The organism is Lysobacter enzymogenes, assembly GCF_017168095.1.
Classification (GTDB): Bacteria; Pseudomonadota; Gammaproteobacteria; order Xanthomonadales; family Xanthomonadaceae; genus Lysobacter; species Lysobacter enzymogenes_D.
Genome location: NZ_LXSD01000196.1, coordinates 1 through 17,030, shown reverse-complemented (window position 1 = coordinate 17,030; position 17,030 = coordinate 1). Strand labels below are relative to the sequence as shown.

Annotated in this window: 16 protein-coding genes; 13 read left to right on the top strand and 3 right to left on the bottom strand. The window is 70.4% G+C overall.

All coding sequences use genetic code 11. The annotated features are described in order from the left end of the window. The first annotated feature begins 439 nt into the window (after nt 1–439). From A7A76_RS05150 to A7A76_RS05135, 4 genes are all read left to right on the top strand, one after another. A complete protein-coding gene (locus A7A76_RS05150; RefSeq protein ID WP_206410188.1) occupies nt 440–1,375 on the top strand; it encodes a glycosyltransferase family 2 protein in 936 nt (311 codons plus the stop codon). A 316-nt stretch (nt 1,376–1,691) separates the two neighbouring features. Further along, nucleotides 1,692–4,094, top strand: coding sequence for a penicillin-binding protein 1B (gene mrcB / locus A7A76_RS05145; protein WP_206410187.1), 2,403 nt, complete (start codon nt 1,692–1,694; stop codon nt 4,092–4,094). A gap of 3 nt (nt 4,095–4,097) precedes the next feature. After that, nucleotides 4,098–4,712 (top strand): hypothetical protein, encoded by a 615-nt coding sequence (locus A7A76_RS05140; RefSeq protein ID WP_206410186.1) that lies wholly within the window; start codon nt 4,098–4,100, stop codon nt 4,710–4,712. Between the two features lie 6 nt (nt 4,713–4,718). Beyond that, nucleotides 4,719–6,851, top strand: coding sequence for an ATP-dependent DNA helicase (locus tag A7A76_RS05135; RefSeq protein ID WP_206410185.1), 2,133 nt, complete (start codon nt 4,719–4,721; stop codon nt 6,849–6,851). Here the strand turns inward: A7A76_RS05135 and A7A76_RS26300 are convergent. After that, nucleotides 6,798–6,950, bottom strand: a complete 153-nt coding sequence (locus A7A76_RS26300; RefSeq protein ID WP_428995088.1) for a DUF6053 domain-containing protein — start codon at nt 6,948–6,950, stop codon at nt 6,798–6,800. The two genes, A7A76_RS05135 and A7A76_RS26300, sit on opposite strands and share 54 nt — an antisense overlap. Here A7A76_RS26300 and A7A76_RS26295 point away from each other — a divergent pair. The 4 genes from A7A76_RS26295 to A7A76_RS05120 are packed head-to-tail and all read left to right on the top strand — an operon-like array spanning nt 6,889 to nt 9,464. Further along, nucleotides 6,889–7,041, top strand: a complete 153-nt coding sequence (locus A7A76_RS26295; protein ID WP_428995087.1) for a DUF6053 domain-containing protein — start codon at nt 6,889–6,891, stop codon at nt 7,039–7,041. The two genes, A7A76_RS26300 and A7A76_RS26295, sit on opposite strands and share 62 nt — an antisense overlap. An 8-nt stretch (nt 7,042–7,049) precedes the next feature. After that, nucleotides 7,050–7,769 (top strand): tRNA (adenosine(37)-N6)-threonylcarbamoyltransferase complex dimerization subunit type 1 TsaB, encoded by a 720-nt coding sequence (tsaB, locus tag A7A76_RS05130; protein WP_206410184.1) that lies wholly within the window; start codon nt 7,050–7,052, stop codon nt 7,767–7,769. 55 nt (nt 7,770–7,824) lie between these two features. After that, nucleotides 7,825–8,973: a hypothetical protein gene (locus tag A7A76_RS05125; protein ID WP_206410183.1), complete on the top strand. Its 1,149-nt coding sequence runs from the start codon at nt 7,825–7,827 to the stop codon at nt 8,971–8,973. Next, nucleotides 8,970–9,464, top strand: coding sequence for a hypothetical protein (locus A7A76_RS05120; protein ID WP_206410182.1), 495 nt, complete (start codon nt 8,970–8,972; stop codon nt 9,462–9,464). The genes A7A76_RS05125 and A7A76_RS05120 overlap by 4 nt, the downstream gene beginning before the upstream one ends. Before the next feature lie 41 nt (nt 9,465–9,505). On the opposite strand, the gene A7A76_RS05115 is transcribed toward A7A76_RS05120, so the two are convergent. Together A7A76_RS05115 and gshB are read right to left on the bottom strand one after the other, a co-directional pair. Further along, nucleotides 9,506–10,390 (bottom strand): energy transducer TonB, encoded by an 885-nt coding sequence (locus A7A76_RS05115; protein WP_206410181.1) that lies wholly within the window; start codon nt 10,388–10,390, stop codon nt 9,506–9,508. Next, nucleotides 10,387–11,349, bottom strand: a complete 963-nt coding sequence (gene gshB / locus A7A76_RS05110) for a glutathione synthase (protein ID WP_206410180.1) — start codon at nt 11,347–11,349, stop codon at nt 10,387–10,389. The genes A7A76_RS05115 and gshB overlap by 4 nt, the downstream gene beginning before the upstream one ends. Before the next feature lie 333 nt (nt 11,350–11,682). Between gshB and pilG the strand changes: the two genes are divergently transcribed. From pilG to A7A76_RS25530, 5 genes are all read left to right on the top strand, one after another. Beyond that, nucleotides 11,683–12,081, top strand: a complete 399-nt coding sequence (gene pilG / locus A7A76_RS05105) for a twitching motility response regulator PilG (RefSeq protein ID WP_031372856.1) — start codon at nt 11,683–11,685, stop codon at nt 12,079–12,081. Between the two features lie 19 nt (nt 12,082–12,100). Continuing rightward, nucleotides 12,101–12,466, top strand: coding sequence for a response regulator (locus tag A7A76_RS05100; protein WP_206410179.1), 366 nt, complete (start codon nt 12,101–12,103; stop codon nt 12,464–12,466). A gap of 10 nt (nt 12,467–12,476) precedes the next feature. Further along, entirely contained in the window at nt 12,477–13,016 is a 540-nt protein-coding gene (locus A7A76_RS05095; RefSeq protein ID WP_206410189.1) for a chemotaxis protein CheW, read from the top strand. A 55-nt stretch (nt 13,017–13,071) separates the two neighbouring features. Then, nucleotides 13,072–15,090, top strand: a complete 2,019-nt coding sequence (locus A7A76_RS05090) for a methyl-accepting chemotaxis protein (RefSeq protein WP_206410178.1) — start codon at nt 13,072–13,074, stop codon at nt 15,088–15,090. Nucleotides 15,091–15,265: 175 nt separating this feature from the next. Further along, the coding region (locus A7A76_RS25530) for an Hpt domain-containing protein (protein ID WP_241200738.1) at nt 15,266–17,030 on the top strand (1,765 nt) is incomplete at its 3' end.

Here is a 17,030-nt window from a genome sequence, read left to right as displayed (position 1 = left end):
GCGCCGCGCAGGCGGCGCTGCAGGCCGCGCGCGGGCTCGACGGCAACGCGCCCGGGCTGGCCGAACTGGCCGCGCGGGTGCAGGCGGCGGGGGCGGCCAGCAATTGAGCGCGGGTGCGTGGCGAGCGGACCCGAAAGCGTCGGGCCTGAAGGCCCTCCCACAAGAGCCTGGGCGCCTCCAATCAAGCCTCCGGCCTCCACAAGCCTGAGGCCGCCCACGCCAAGCTGAGGCCTCTCACAAAAGCCATCGCCTCCAGGCCCCGCGCGGCATCGGCTGTTGTGGGAGGGCCTTCAGGCCCGACGCTCTCGTTCCAGCCTGTCGCCCGCTTCCAAGACCCGCCGCCCTGGCCTGGGCGATAATGCCGGCATGCCTCATCGCTCCCGCCCGACCTCCGCCCCTCGCCCGATCCAGCGCCGCCGCGCCGCGGAGCCGCGCTGACATGTCCGATTCCGCCGCTCCCGCCTGCGCCGATGTGTGCGCGGCGATCGTCACCTATCACCCGCAGATCGAGCTGCTGCGCGACGTCGTCGCCGCGGTGCGACCGCAGGTCGGCCGGGTGTTGATCTTCGACAACGCCAGCCCGGGCGCCGAAGTCGCCGCGTGCTTCGACGAACTGCGCGCGCAGGGCGTGGAAGTGCTGCGCAGCGAGCGCAACGTCGGCCTCGGCAGCGCGATCAACCAGGCCGCGCGCGCGGCGCGCGAGGCCGGTTTCGCCCAGATCCTGCTGATGGACCAGGACAGCTTGGTCGGCGCCGGCATGGTCGCGACCTTGCAGCGCGCCCTGCGCGAACTGGCCGCGCACGGCCCGGTCGCCGCGGTCGGCCCGCAGTTCCGCGACCAGCGCACCGGCGCGCTCGCGCCGTTCGTGCGCATCGCCTTCCCGATGAACCACAAGCTGTTCGGCGGCCCGGGGCAGACGGTGGACTGCGATTTCCTGATCACCTCCGGCAGCCTGCTGCCGCTGGACGTGCTCGACACCGTCGGCGGCATGGACGAGGGCTTGTTCATCGACAACGTCGACGTGGAATGGAGCTCGCGCGCCAAATACCACGGTTACAAGCTTTTCGGCGTGTGCGACGCGCACATGCAGCACCGCATCGGCGAACTGGTGGCGATCAGCGAACTGCTGCCCGCGTACAAGCACGTGGTGCACAGCCCGACCCGGCTGTACTACATGATGCGCAACCGCGTGCTGCTGTACCGGCGCGCCGAAGTGCCGCGGCGCTGGGCGGCGCAGGACTTGCCGCGGCTGGTGCTCAAGTTCGTCGGCACGGCGCTGTTCCTGCGGCCGCGGCTGGGCTATGTGCGGGCGATGCTGAGCGGCTTGCGCGACGGCATCGCCGGACGGCTGGGGCCGATGCCGCCGCGGGGGTGAGGGCGGTTTCGGCGCCGAGGCGGCGAAAATCAAAATGGGTTCCGGCTTGCGCCGGAATGACGGGACGGCAACGGACACCCACACCCCGTCATTCCGGCGAAAGCCGGAACCCATTTCGCTCTTGCTCTTGGCCGCTTCCCGCCGCCCGCCGCCGCGGATCGCCGCGAAAACCGCGAAACTTTGCCGATCCGGTCGTCCGGCCTGAACCAATGCCCAATTCCGGGGTCCGATCCTGCGGCCTCACCCCGGGGCACCGCCGGCGCGCCCTGCGGACGCCTGCGCTAGACTTGCCCGCGACTCAACGCACAGCATCTCCGTGGCCCGAATCGATTACGACGAAGACGAGCACGACGACAACGACGCGCAGGGCGCAGGGCCGGGCTGGCGTCGACGGCTGGTGACCTGGGCCCTGGCCGGCGCCGGTCTCGGCCTGGGCTTCCTGATCCCGTACACGCTCTACCTCAACCACGAAGTCGGCGAACGCTTCGGCCAGCTGCGCTGGCAGATCCCGACCCGGGTCTACGCGCGGCCGCTGGAAGTCGCGCCGGGCACGGCGCTGGATGCGGCCACGCTGAAGACCGAACTCGACGCGGCGTCCTACCGCGAAGACGGCGGCGAGCGCCCGGGCACCTACGCCCGCGACGGCGGCCGCTTCACCATCGCCAGCCGCGGCTTCAACGACGTCGACGGCGTCGTGCAGCCGCGCCGGATCGAGGTCGCGGTGTCCGGCGGGCGCGTGGCCAGCGTGCGCGACCTGACCAGCAAGAAGGCGCTGCGCGCCGCCCGCCTGGACCCGGCGCGCATCGCCACGCTGTACGGGCAGAAGCAGGAAGAACGCCGGCTGGTGCGGATCGAAGAAGTGCCCGAACTGCTGGTCACCGGCCTGCAGGCGGTCGAGGACCGCGACTTCAACCACCATATCGGCATCGACCTGTCGGGCATGCTGCGCGCCGCGTTCAAGAACGTCGCCGCCGGCCGCGCCAAACAGGGCGCCAGCACCCTGACCCAGCAGCTCGCGCGCAGCGGCCTGCTCGGCATCGGCCAGGAGCAGACGCTGACCCGCAAGGGCAAGGAAATCATCTACGCCCTGCTGATCGAGGCGCGCTACGACAAGCGCACGATCCTGGAGGCGTACTTCAACCAGGTCTACCTCGGCCAGCGCGGCTCGCAGGCCATCCACGGCGTCGCCGCGGCCTCCGAGTTCTGGTTCGGCCGCGACCTGCGCGACCTCAACACCGAGCAGATCGCGCTGCTGATCGGCATCGTCCGCGGCCCGTCGTACTACGACCCGCGGCGCAATCCCGAGCGCGCCCTGGGCCGGCGCAACTTCGTCCTCGGCGAGATGCTCGAAACCGGGCTGATCAAGCAGGACGAACACGACCGCGCGGTCAAGGCGCCGCTGGAGATCACCCAGAACCCGGGCAACATCGCCGCCAACCGCTTCCCGGCCTATGTCGACCTGATCCGCCGCCAGCTCGCCCGCGACTATCCGGCCGATGCGCTGGCCGGCGCCGGTCTGAGCGTGATGAGCGGCATGTCGCCGGCCGCGCAGGCGCAGGCCGAAGGCGCGGTGGCGCGCACGCTCAAGGGCCTGGACAACAAGCGCCGCCCGCCGCTGCAGGCCGGCCTGGTGGTCACCGACGTGCACAACGGCGAAGTGGTCGCCGTGGTCGGCAGCCGCGAGTTCACCCAGCCCGGCTTCAACCGCGCGGTCGAAGCGCAGCGGCCGGTGGGTTCGCTGCTCAAGCCGTTCGTGTACCTGCTGGCGCTGGCGCGGCCGAGCGAGTTCAACCTCGCCACCTGGGTCGACGACTCGCCGGTGACGGTCAAGCTCGGCCGCGGGCGCAACTGGAGCCCGGGCAATTCCGACGGCCGCAGCCACGGCCAGGTGCGCATGGTCGATGCGCTGGCGATGTCCTACAACCAGGCCACCGTGCGCATCGGCATGCAGGTCTCGCCCGAAGCCATCGGCGAGCTGACCCAGAAGCTGGCCGGCATCCAGGCGCCGAACAATCCGTCGCTGATCCTCGGCGCGGTCGATCAAAGCCCGTACGCGATGGCGCAGCTGTACCAGTTCCTCGCCTCCGGCGGCGAAGTGCAGCCGCTGCACGCGGTGCGCGGCGTGCTCGACGCGCAGGGCAAGGCGGTCAAGCGCTACGACAAGGAACCCGCGCCGGCGCAGGAAGGCGACGCGATCGCCGCGCGCCTGATCACCATCGCCCTGCAGCAGGCGGTCACCAACGGCACCGGCCGCCAGCTCGTCGCCGACGGCCTGGGCAAGCTGCAGCCGGCCGGCAAGACCGGCACCAGCAACGACGGCCGCGACAGCTGGTTCGCCGGCTGGACCGGCGACCACCTGGCGGTGATCTGGGTCGGCAACGACCAGAACCAGACCACCGGCCTGTACGGCGCCACCGGCGCGATGCGGGTGTGGTCGGCGATGTTCTCGCGCCTGCCGACCGCGCCGCTGCAGGTCACCGACAAGGGCCTGGACTGGCAGCCGGTGATCGGCAGCAACAGCACCGACGCGGCCTGCGCCGGCGCGCGCCGGTTCCCGTTCGTGGCGGGCTTCGCCCCGCAGTACGCGCCGTGTCCGCAGCCGCAGCCCGAAGCCGAGGAATCCAGCGGCGGCGGCTGGCGCGAATGGTTCGGCATCGGCAAGGACAAGGACGAGCCTGCGCGCGAGCCGGCGCCCACTCCCCCGTCCCCGGAGCAGTAATCGATGAACCTCAACCCTGTGCGCGCCGCTCGTCGCGGCGCCGTCCTGGCGACGCTGGCCGCGCTCGCCGCGGCCTGTTCGGTCGCGCCGCCGCAGCCCTCGGCGTTGGCCGAGGCCAACTTCAACGGCGAAGCCGCGGTCGCCCAGGTGCGCGCCGCCGCCGGCCCCGCCGCGCGCGAGCTCGACGTGCAGCCGCTGCGCGATCCGCAGGTCGAGGACTTGCGGCAGAAGGCCGAGGCGCTGGAGAAATCGCGCAAGTATCCCGAGGCCGCGGCCGCGCTCGACCAGGCGCTGCAGATCAACGCCGACGACCCGGCGCTGCTGCAGGAGCGCGCCGAGGCCGCGCTGCTGCTGCACCGTCTCGACGATGCCGAGCGTTTCGCGCAGAAGGCGTTCGACGGCGGTTCGCAGGTCGGCCCGCTGTGCCGCCGGCATTGGGCGGCGATCGCCCAGGCGCGCCAGGGCAAGCTCGACGGCGTCAACGCGGCGATGAAGCTGGCCAAGCGCCAGGATCACTACGACGCCCTGGTGCCGCAGCGCGACGGCCTGATCAAGTCGCGCAAGCAGGCGCAGGACAAGATCGCCGTCTGCACCGTCGCCGCGCCCGCCAGGTACTGACGCTTCATGGAACCCAGTCGCCTCGGCGTCGCCAGTCGGGCCGCGCTGAGCGACGGCGGCGAGATCGCGCGCAAGCTCGACACCTTCGCGCCGCGGCCGGCGCAGCAGGACCTGGCCGCGGCCATCGCCGATGCGTTCGAAAGCCGCGACACGCTGCTCGCCGAGGCCGGCACCGGCACCGGCAAGACCTTCGCCTACCTGGTTCCGGCGCTGCTGTCGGGGCTCAAGACCATCGTCTCCACCGGCACCCGCGCGCTGCAGGACCAGCTCTACCACCGCGACTTGCCGCGGGTGCGCGACGCGCTCGGCGTGGGCCTGAAGACCGCGCTGCTGAAGGGGCGCGCGAATTACCTGTGCCGCTACCGGATGGAGCAGGCCAAAGGTGAGCCGAAGTTCGCCTCGCGCGAGGTCGCCGCGCAGTTCCAGCGCATCGTCGCCTGGTCCGGGCGCACCCGCCTGGGCGATCTGGCCGAACTGGAAGCGCTGCCGGAAGAATCGCCGCTGCTGCCGATGGTGACCTCCACCGCGGAGAACTGCCTCGGCAGCGAATGCCCGTTCTACGCCGACTGCTTCGTGGTGCAGGCGCGCCAGCGCGCGCAGGCCGCCGACGTGGTGGTGGTCAATCACCATCTGCTGCTGGCCGATCTGGCGCTCAAGCAGGAAGGCTTCGGCGAAATCCTGCCGGGCGCGCAGGCGTTCGTGATCGACGAAGCGCACCAGTTGCCCGAGCTGGCCGCGCAGTTCTTCGGCGAAGCGCTCAGCGCGCGGCCGCTGGTGGAGCTGGCGCGCGACGCGCTGGCCGAATGCAAGAGCGTGACCGGCGCGCTGGCGAGCCTGCAGGTGCCTGCGCGCGACCTGGAGCACTCGGTGCGCACGCTGCGCGCGGCCATGGACGAACTGCCGATCCGCGGCACCCGCCGCCGCGCCGGCGAAGTGCCGGCGGTGGAAGACGGCTTCGACAATCTGGAAGCGGCGCTGGCCAATCTGCGCGATGCGTTGGAGCCGCTGCGCGGCGCCGCGCCGGGCTTCGACAGCTGCCACGCGCGCGCCGAGGAATTCATCGAGCGCCTGCGCCGCTGGCGCGGCGCGCCGGTCGCGCGGCCCGAGCCCGAGCCGGAAGAGGACGACGATTTTTCCCCGCCGCGGCGCGAATCCATTCCGGCCGAGGCCGAGAATCAGGACGCCTTCGCCGCCGCGCAGCAAGCGCAGGAGCAAGGCGAGGGCACGCCGCCGGAAGGCCGCGACGGCAGCGTGCTGTGGTACGAGCTGACCGCGCGCGGCTTCCGCCTCAGCCGCACCCCGCTCGACGTGGCCGGCCCGCTGGCCGCGCACCGCGAACGCTCGCGCGCGGCCTGGGTGTTCACCTCGGCCACGCTGACCGTCGGCGGCCATTTCCATCATTACGCGCGCAAGCTCGGCCTGTTCGAGCCCAAGACCTTGCTTGCGCCGAGCCCGTTCGATTGGCCGCAGCAGGCGCTGATGTACCTGCCGCAGGGGCTGCCCGACCCGGCCGTGCGCCATTACAACGAGAGCATGGTCGAACGCCTGCGCCCGGTACTGGTGGCCTCCGGCGGGCGCGCGTTCGTGCTGTTCGCCTCGCACCGCGCGCTGCGCGAGACCGCCGAATTGCTCAAGGGCGGCCCGTGGCCGCTGTTCGTCCAGGGCGAGGCGCCGCGGCACGTGCTGCTGGAGCGCTTCCGCGCCTCCGGCAACGGCGTGCTGCTCGGCGCGGCCAGCTTCCGCGAAGGCGTGGACGTGGCCGGCGAGGCGCTGAGCGTGGTGGTGATCGACAAGCTGCCGTTCGCCGCGCCCGACGACCCGGTGTTCGAAGCGCGCCTGGACGCGATCCGCCGCCGCGGCGGCAACCCGTTCCGCGACGAACAGCTGCCGCAGGCGGTGATCGCGCTCAAGCAGGGCGCCGGCCGGCTGATCCGCAGCGAGCGCGACCGCGGCGTGCTGGTGCTGTGCGACCCGCGCCTGCACAGCAAGAGCTACGGGCGCACCTTCCTCGATTCGCTGCCGCCGCTGCCGCGCAGCCGCCGGGTCGAGGACGTGGCCGACTTTTTCGCCGGCCGCCCGCTGGCCCTACAATCGACCTCGTCCGCGCCGGCCGACGGCGAGGACTACTACTACCGCTGAAGGCGGCAGCGTTCGCCAGTCAACAGGAACCGCCTTTGTGGGAGGGCCTTCAGGCCCGATGCCTTTGTCCCGGATCGCCGCGACTGGAGCCGAAAGCATCGGGCCTGAAGGCAGCGGGTTCCATGGACATCGCGCGCAAAATCCCCGCTGCCAAGCCCTCTCACACGCTTCGCACCCATCCGCGCGATAATCGCCCCGATGAAACTCCTCGCCTTCGAAACCTCCACCGAAGCCTGCTCCGTCGCCCTGTGGCTCGACGGCGACGTGCGCGAGTGCTTCGAACTGGCGCCGCGCCGCCACGCCGAACTCTCGCTGCCCTGGGCCGAGCAATTGTTGGCCGAAGCGGGCGTGAAGCGGCGCGAACTCGACGCCGTGGCCCTGGGCCGCGGCCCCGGCGCGTTCACCGGCGTGCGCCTGGCCATCGCCCTGGCCCAGGGCGTGGCCCTGGCCCTGGACGTGCCGGTAATTCCGGTCTCGACCCTGGCCGTGCTCGCCCTGCGCGCGCAGCCGCTGGCCCGCGGCGCCGGCCCGCAGCGCGTGCTCAGCGCGATCGACGCGCGCATGGGCGAGATCTACACGGCCGCCTACGAACTGCGCGACGGCGAGCCGTTCGCGCTCGACCACGAAGCCGTGCTCGCGCCCGACGCCGCGCAGTTGCCAGGCAACCAGACCGACTGGCTCGGCGTCGGCACCGGCTTCGCCGCCGCCGACGGTGCCCTGCGCGAGCGCCTCGGCGCGCGCTTCGCCGCGATCGACGCCGACGCGTTGCCGCGCGCCGCCGACCTCGCGCGCCTGGCCGCGGCGGCCTACGCGCGCGGCGAAACCCTCGCGCCCGAACGCATCGAACCGGCCTACCTGCGCAACAACGTCGCCCTCACCATCGCCGAGCAGGCCGCGCTGCGCGCGCGCTCGTCGTAACCGCGGCGGCTTCGCTGCGGACCAACCGCTTTCCGCTCACGCTCAAGGACGAACCATGAAATCGCTGCGCCTGCTTGCGTTGTCGTGTTGCGCCGCCCTGGCGCTGTGCGCGCCTGCGTCCGCGTCCGAACCGGCCGAAGTCTGGCGCGGCACGGTCGACACGTTGCCGGTCGCGCTGAGCCTGAGCCAGGGCGGCGGCGACGAGGTCTACGGCCAGTACTTCTACTTCAAGCACCTGCGCGACCTGGAACTGCAAGGCAAGCGCGACGACAAGGGCCTGCACCTGCAGGTGCTCGATCGCAAGGGCGCCGCCACCGAGCGCTGGGAGCTGAGCGCGAAGGGCGATGCGCTGGAAGGGCAGTGGCGCGCCGGCAAGCGCAGCCTGCCGGTGCGCTTACAGCGCGTGGACATCGCCGCTTTGCGCGCCGGTCGCGAAGGCGAGCGCTACCGCCGCGCCGGCGACGACGCCTCGGGCTTCGATGCGCTGCGCGTCAGCGAACTGGCGCTGGAAAAATCCAGGATCCAGCAGTTTCAGGGGCACCAGCTGCAATGGTGGCGCGAGCCGCGCACCGGCATGGAATTGTTCACCGTCGAATCCGGCGTCGATCAGCCGGCGCGCGGCCGCGTCAACGATATCCTCAAGCAGCGCCTGTGGCGTTCGGCCATCGACGCGCTGCAATGCACCTCCGCTCCCGACAGCGATTTCGACCTCACCGTTACTCCGCGCCTGCTCGACCGCCGCTTCCTCAGCCTCAGCCTGATGGCCAGCTACTACTGCGGCGGCGCGCATCCGGACTTCGGCGATTCGCCGCTGACCATCGACGTGCGCAGCGGCCGCGAACTGGCGCTGGAAGACGTCCTCTGGCTCGGCAAGGGCGCGCCGCCGCGCGCCGGCAAGGGCGATTACGACAGTGCGGGCTACAAGCAGCTCAGCGAATACCGCCAATCGACCCTGGCGCCGTGGACGGTCAAGACCCTCGCCGCCCTGCATCCGGCGCAGATGGCGCCGCCGAAGGGCGACGACGAAGACGGCTGCGACTATTCCGATACCGGCGTGTGGGGCACCTCGATCTGGTACCTCACCGCCGAAGGCCTCTACCTCGGCCCGTACTTCGCCCGGGTCGCGCGCGCCTGCGAGTATCCGGAGTGGTCGCTGGTGCCGTGGAAGCAGGTCGAGGCGCATCCCGGTCCCGCATTGAAATGAAGAGCCCCGGGTTCCGCTATCTGCGCCACGACGACGAGCTGGGCTGGACCGGTTTCGACGCCTACTTCGACTACCTTGCCGGCATCCGCGAGCGCCTGGGCGAAGCCTTGTACGCGTTCGCCGCCGATTTCGACCGTTATGGACTGCACGCGCGCGGCTCGCTGCACGACGCCTGGCTGCAGCGGCTGACGCTGGCGCCGGCGGACGTGCGCGCGAAGCCGCCGCGCATGGTCCTGGAACTGGACTTGCTCGGGCCTTGGCACGACCGCGTGCTGCGCCTGCGCTACGACGCGGTGAGCGCGTATTCGTTGCTCCAGCCGCCGCGCGAGCATGAAGCGGCGCAGGATCTGCTCTGCCACGAACTGCGCCTGGACGCCGCCGGCGAATGCCTCGAGCATTTCCTGCAGTTCGACGACGGCTTCAGCATCCTGGTGGCCTGCCGTTCGATGCGCTTCGAAGAAATAATGCTGGAGCCGCCGGCGCAGGAGTGAAGCGTCGCGCGCCTGCCGGTCGAAGCGCGGACGGCCCGCGCTCACTCGTCGACCAACGACCCACCCGGCAGAAAGTTCCAGGTCCGCGTCACATGCAGGATGTCCGGGTTCTCTTCGGTCTTCGGCAGCGGCGGATACGGCTCGGCCAGCTTGGCGATGCGCAGGGCCGAGGCGTCGAGCAGGGCGATGCCGCTGCTGCGCACGATGTCGGCACGCTCGACGCTGCCGTTGCGGCGCACAGCGACGCTGATGACGACCTGCCCCGCGAGCCGGCGCCGGCGCGCTTCGTCGGGGTAGTTGAGGTTGCCGACGCGTTCGACCCGGTCGACCCACTCGCGCAGGTAGCCGGCCCAGGCGTACTCGGTGGTGCTGGCGGAGACGAACTTGCGGGTCGGGCGCTTGGCGTAGCGCTCCGAGCGCATGTGGATCTCGGCCGCCAGCCGCGCCATTTCGATGTCGTGCTCGATCTTGCGTTCGCCGGGCGGCAGCGGCCGCTCGGTCGGGGTCTGGGCGAGGCGCTCGCGCGGGGCGACGGTTTCGCCGCGGGTGCTGCTGACCACGCGCGCGGTCGGCTGCGCCTGCGCCGCCGGCGACTGCGCGCGCAGCGCCATCTGCGCCACGCCGGCCTCGGCCTGCGGCGCGGGGCCGGACTGATTGTCGCGCGGGCGGGTGCTCTTGTCGTGCTCGCCGCCGCCCTGGTTGTTGGCCTGGGCGAGGAAGTCGGCCTGCTTCGGCGTCAGCGCGGTCTGGGTCTGGGTCAGGATCACGTCCAGGGTCGGCACCACCGGCGCGGCCTTCTCCAGGGTATAGCCGACGCCGAGCAGGAGGATGCCGTGGACCAGCACCGACAGCACCATGGTCGCGCTGAAACGCTGCGGCTCGGCCAACCCGCCGCCGGGCAGGTGCGGAACGCCGGCCGCGCTCATGCGGCGCGCGCGGCCGACAGGCGGGCTTCGATCGCGTCGAACAGCAGGCCGGCGATGTTGAGGCCGAATTGTTCGTCCAGTTCGCGGATGCAGGTCGGGCTGGTGACGTTGAGCTCGGTCATGTAGTCGCCGATCACGTCCAGGCCGACGAACAGCATGCCGCGCGCGCGCATTTCCGGGCCGACCTGGGCGGCGATCCAGCGGTCGCGGTCGCTCAGCGGGCGGCCTTCACCGCGGCCGCCGGCGGCGAGGTTGCCGCGGAACTCGTCGCCCTGCGGGATCCGCGCCAGCGCGTAGTCGACCGGCACGCCGTCGACCAGCAGGATGCGCTTGTCGCCGTCCTTGATCTCGGGCAGGAACTTCTGCGCCATCACCAGGTGCCGGCCGCCGTCGCCGAGCGTTTCCAGGATCACGTTGAGGTTGGCCTCGCCGGCGGCGGCGCGGAAGATCGAGCGCCCGCCCATCCCGTCCAGCGGCTTGAGCACGGCCTGGCCGTGGCGCTGGACGAAGGCCTTGAGCTCGGCCGGGTCGCGGCTGACCAGGGTGTCGATGCAGCACTGCGGGAACAGCAGCGCGGCGAGCTTCTCGTTGTAGTCGCGCAGGCCCTGCGGATCGTTGACCACGAACGCGCCGGCGCGCTGGGCGACCGAGAGGATCTGGGTGTCGTGCAGGTACTCGGCGTCGACCGGCGGGTCCTTGCGCATCAGGATCACGTGCGCACGGCCGAGCTCGATCTGTGACCAATCTCCCAATTCGTGCCAGCCGCTCTTGTCGTCGCGGACCCGCAGCGGCGCTACCTTGGCGCGCGCGCTGCCGCCGTCCAGGCTCAGCCCGCCGGGCGCCACGTACCAAAGGCGGTGGCCGCGGCGCTGGGCCTCCAGCAACATGGCGAAGGTAGAGTCCTTGGCGATCTTGATCGACCCGATCGGGTCCATCACGACGACGATGTCCAACGGCATGGCAACGGAATCCTCAAAGATTGACGGGATGGTAGCAGGCAGGTCGCCGGTATCTGTCATGATGTAGGGGTCGCAAACGGCCGCGCAGCGTCCATTTGCGACACGCAGCGATCAGGTCGGCCGCCTTGCGCGGAACGGGACGATGGCTTGGCCGAGGGAAGCGGCATCCGGGAAAGTGTGATGCCCGGAGTTTTTGTCCTGTGATCTGTGCGGCATGCGTATTCAGTTTCCGGGCGCGAAATGCGCGCTTGACAGCCTGCGTGCGGCTTGAAATAAAGACGGCTTCGCGACGCCCCGGGGATTTCAAGGCGTTTGCAATGGGGGATACAAAGAATGCTCGACGAGGTTCGTAGCGGCAGCCTCGATGGTCTCAGGGTCATGGTGATCGACGATTCCAAGACCATCCGTCGAACCGCCGAGACGCTGTTGAAGCGCGAAGGATGCGAGGTGGTCACGGCCATCGACGGATTCGAAGCGCTGGCCAAGATCGCCGACCAACAGCCGCAGATCATTTTCGTGGATATCATGATGCCGCGTCTGGACGGCTATCAGACGTGCGCGCTCATCAAGAACAATCAATTGTTCAAGGGCACGCCGGTCATCATGCTGTCCTCCAAGGATGGGTTGTTCGACAAGGCGCGGGGCCGCATCGTCGGTTCCGAGCAATACCTGACCAAGCCATTCACGCGCGAGGAACTCCTCGACGCGATCCGCAAGCACGTACACGCCTGACCGGGGGGTAGGGCACACCATGGCACGCATCCTGCTTATCGAGGACTCGCCGACGGATACCGCGGTGCTGACCCAGCTGCTGCAGCGCAACGGTCACGAGGTGTTCGCCGCGGGCAGTGCCGAGGACGGCATCGAGGCGGCCCGGCGCGAGCGGCCCGACCTGGTGATGATGGACGTGGTGCTGCCGGGCATGAACGGCTTCCAGGCCACCCGCGCGCTGAGCCGGGACGAGCAGACCAAGCAGATCCCGGTGCTGATCGTCAGCACCAAGGGCATGGAGACCGATCGCGCCTGGGGCATGCGCCAGGGCGCGCGCGACTACATCGTCAAACCCCCGCGCGAGGACGATCTGATCGCGCGGATCAAAGAATTGCTGGATAAGTGAAACGATGATCTTGAAGACGCCGTTCGATGTGCTGAGCGATTACGAGCGCCGTTCGCTGGCGCACGTGGCCGGTCTGCCCGAACAGCTCGACGCGCCCGGCCTGTGGCGCGGCGTCGGCTACCGCATCGGCGCGCGCCGGCTGGTCTCGACCTTCGCCGAGGTGGTGGAAATCCTCTCGCTGCCGCAGGTCACCCAGGTGCCCGGGGCGCAGCCGTGGATGCTCGGCGTGGCCAACGTGCGCGGCAGCCTGCTGCCGATCGTCGACCTCAAGCAGTTCCTGGAGGGCGAGCGCACCGTGCTGCACGAAGGCCAGCGCATCCTGCTGGTGCGCCAGCCCGGCGGCGACGTCGCGGTGCTGATCGACGAACTGTTCGGCCAGCGCAGCTTCCACGAGCACAACCTGCTCGACCTGGACCAGGCGCAGGCGCTGACCGCCGGCCGTTACGCCCACTTCGTCGAACGCGCCTACCGCGTGGACGACCAGGCCTGGGGCGTCTTCAGCCTCGAGCGCCTGGCCCGCACCCCCGAATTCCGACAAGCAGCGGCCTGACGCAGCCGCTCCCTCCAACAAGACCGCACGCACGTACACCCGAGGTTCCCGAACCATGAGCACTGTGATGGACAACGCCGGCAAGAGCCGCATGCTGGGCGCCAATACCTGGCTGATCGTGCTGGGCATATCGGTGTTGGTGTTCGGCCTCAACACCGGCTACGCGACCTGGCAGGCCGCGCGCCTGGGCGGCGCCAGCTCGGCGGCCTCGCGCTTGCAGGTGAACTCGCAGAAGCTCGCGGTGCAGGCGCGCGAAGCGGTCGGCGGCAACAAGGACGCGTTCGCCGCGTTCAAGACCACCAAGTCGGCGATCGACAGCGACATCAAGTCGCTCAACGACAACTACGGCAACACCGCCAACGTGTCCGGCCCGATCGAGACCGCGACCAAGACCTGGGAGCCGATGGGCAAGAGCTCCGACCAGGTGCTCGCCTCGGAGAAGGCGGTGCTGGCGCTGGCGACCAACGCCGACAGCTTCTCCGGCCGCGTGCCGCAGCTGCAGGCGCGCCTGGACGAACTGGTGCGCGCGATGTCGGCCTCCGGCTCGCCGTCCTCGCAGGTCTACATCGCCCTGCGCCAGGTGGTGCTGTCGGCGACCATGGCCCGCCGCATCACCGAAATCCGCGCCGGCGGCAGCGGCGCCGGCATGGCCGGCGAGGCGCTCGGCCGCGACGCGATCGTGTTCGGCAACATCCTCACCGGCCTGCGCAAGGGCGACTCGTCCTTCGGCGTCAACGCGCTCGGCAACGGCGGCGCGCTGGCCGCGCTCGGCCAGGCCGAGGCGCTGTGGCTGGAGATGAAGAAGGACCTCGACGCGATCTCCGCCAGCTCCAAGGACCTGTTCCAGGCCCAGGCCGCGGCCGAATCGATCACCGGCGGCTCGGACAAGATGCTCGCCGACAGCCAGTCGCTGTTCTCGGCGCTGACCTCGTTCGGTTCGATGAGCGACACCAGCATCCTGGGCAACATCTGGGTCTCGATCATTTCCGGCCTGGGCGCGCTGGTCGCGATCGCCGGCTTGCTGTTCTCGCTGAACTACGCCCAGCAGCGCCGCTACCAGACCACCAAGGAACTCAACGACCGCAACCAGGAGGCGATCATGCGCCTGCTGGACGAAATGGGTTCGCTCGCCGAAGGCGACCTGACGGTGAAGGCCACCGTCACCGAGGACATGACCGGCGCGATCGCCGACTCCATTAACTTCGCGGTCGAACAGCTGCGCAGCCTGGTGCAGACGATCACCGACACCTCGGTGCAGGTCGCCTCCAGCGCGCAGGAGACCCAGGCCACCGCGATGCACCTGGCCGAAGCGGCCGAACACCAGGCGCAGGAGATCAACTCCGCGTCCGACCGCATCAGCGAAATCGCGGCCTCGATCGACCAGGTGTCGAAGAACTCGGCCGAATCGGCCGACGTGGCGCAGCGCTCGGTGCAGATCGCGACCAAGGGCGCCGGCGTGGTGCGGCAGACGATTCAGGGCATGGACTCGATCCGCGACCAGATCCAGGAGACCTCCAAGCGAATCAAGCGCCTGGGCGAGAGCTCGCAGGAAATCGGCTCGATCGTGGAACTGATCAACGACATCTCCGAACAGACCAACATCCTCGCGCTCAACGCTGCGATCCAGGCGGCCTCGGCGGGCGAAGCGGGCCGCGGCTTCGCGGTCGTGGCCGACGAAGTGCAGCGACTGGCGGAACGCGCGTCCAACGCAACCAAGCGAATCGAGACGCTGGTCCAGACAATTCAGTCCGACACCAACGAAGCTGTCAGCTCGATGGAACAGACGACCTCCGAAGTGGTCGCCGGCGCGCGCCTGGCCGAGGACGCCGGTACCGCGCTGGGCGAGATCGAAAAGGTGTCGTCGGACCTGTCGAACCTGATTCAGGGCATTTCCAGCGCCGCGCAGCAGCAGTCCAGCGCGGCCTCGAACATCACCCAGACGATGAACACGATTCAGCAGATCACCTCGCAGACCTCGCAGGGCGCCAACCAGACCGCCGCGTCGATTGGAAACCTCGCGCAGTTGGCGGCGGACCTGCGCCGTTCGGTGGCCGACTTCAAGCTGCCGGCCTGAGCGCGGGCAAGGAGCCGCTCGAAGCGCGGGCGCGGCAGTGCAGGGCGGCAGCGGCAAGCGGCTCCGGAACAGACATACGGAATAGGGTTGTACCGAGGATGAAGCGTCCGACACATCGCTGGCTGAGCCACGCCCCGCGCCTCCGACGCGGCCGCGCCGACGGGCGGAGCGCGCCATGACCGCCCTGCGCGAAGCGATCGACACCACCACGCTGGGCTGGATCAAGCCCGAGCTGGACGAAACCCTGCGCCAGGCGCGCCAGGAGATCGAGGCGTTCGCCGAAGATCCCGCCGACGCCGCGCGCATGCGCGTGTGCGCGAACCACCTGCACCAGGTGCACGGCACCTTGCGCATGGTCGAGCTGTACGCCCCGGCGATGGTCGCCGAGGAAATGGAGCGGCTGGCGCTGGCCCTGCAGCAGGGCAGCGTGCACGACCGCGACGAGGCCTGCGCGGCGCTGATGCGCGGCGTGGTGCTGCTGCCGGATTACCTGGAACGCCTGCAAGGCGGCCACCGCGACATCCCGATCGTGCTGCTGCCGCTGCTCAACGAGTTGCGCGCCACCCGCGGCGAATCCGGGCTCAGCGAAAGCGTGCTGTTCGCGCCGAACCTCGACCGTCCGCTGCCGGCGCACCTGCCGCCGCCGCTGCCGGTCGGCGCGGCCGGCGGCCGCAACGCCAGCGCGCCGCACCTGGCCTCGCTGCGCGAAGCCTTGAGCGCGTGGCCGGAAGACGGCGCGCCGGGCAAGGCCGTGCAACTGGCCGCGGCCATCGACGGCCTGCTCGCCGAAGCCGTGCTGGAACCGGTGCGGCGCATGCTGTGGGTGGCTTCGGCCGTGGCCCATGCGGTGCGCGACGGCGCCCTGCCGCCGACGCGCGCGCTGCGCCAGGCCTTCGGCGGGGTCGAACGCGAAGCGCGGCAGATGCTGTCCGACGACGGCTTCAGCGCGCCGCGCGGCGAGCCCGCGGCCGAGCCGACCCGCCAGCTGCTCTATCACGTCGCCCACAGCGACGGCCGCCACCCGGCCCTGGACGACCTGCGCCAGACCTTCGAACTCGCCGCGCACCTGCCCAGCGAGTCCGAACTCGAACACGCCCGCGGCAGCCTCAGCGGCCGCAACCGCGCGCTGCTGGACACCGTCGCCGCGGCGATCAAGGAAGACCTGCTGCGGGTCAAGGACGCGCTCGACCTGCACCTGCGCACCAACCAGACCGACCCGGGCGAACTGCGCCCGCAGGTCGAGGCCCTGGCCCGGGTCAGCGACACCCTCGGCATGATGGGCCTGGGCATGGCCCGCACCGTCGTGCTGCAGCAGCGCGACGCCATGAACGACATCGTCGACGGCCGCCGCGCCGCCGACGAAGGCACCCTGCTCGATGTCGCGGGCGCGTTGCTGTACGTGGACGCTTCGCTCGACGACCAGGTCAGCCGCCTCGGCCTGCCCGACGAGAAGGGCGACGAGGACCTGCTCGCCGGCGAGGCGCGCAAGGTGCTCGACGTGGTCGCGCGCGAGGCCATCGCCAACTTCGGCGACGCCCGCCAGTCCTTCGTCGCCTTCGTCGAGACCAAGTGGGATCACGAAGAACTCAGCGAAGTGCCGCGCGTGCTCGACGAAGTCGCCGGCGCCCTGCGCATGATCGAGCTGCCGCTGGCCGCCGATTACCTCACCGGGGTCAAGCGCTACACCGAAGTCGAACTGATCGGCCGCCGCCGCGTGCCCAGCGGCCAGCAGCTCGATACCCTGGCCGACGCGCTGGCCAGCCTGGAGTACTACCTCGAAGCGCTGCGCGAGCAGCGCCCGAACCGCGACGACATCCTCGACATCGCCCGCCAGAGCCTGGAAGCGCTGCGCTACTGGCCGCTGCCGGACGTGGTCCGGGTCGAACCGGCCGCCGCGCCGGCCGACGCCGCGCCGGCGCAGGACGCCGCCGCGGTCGCGC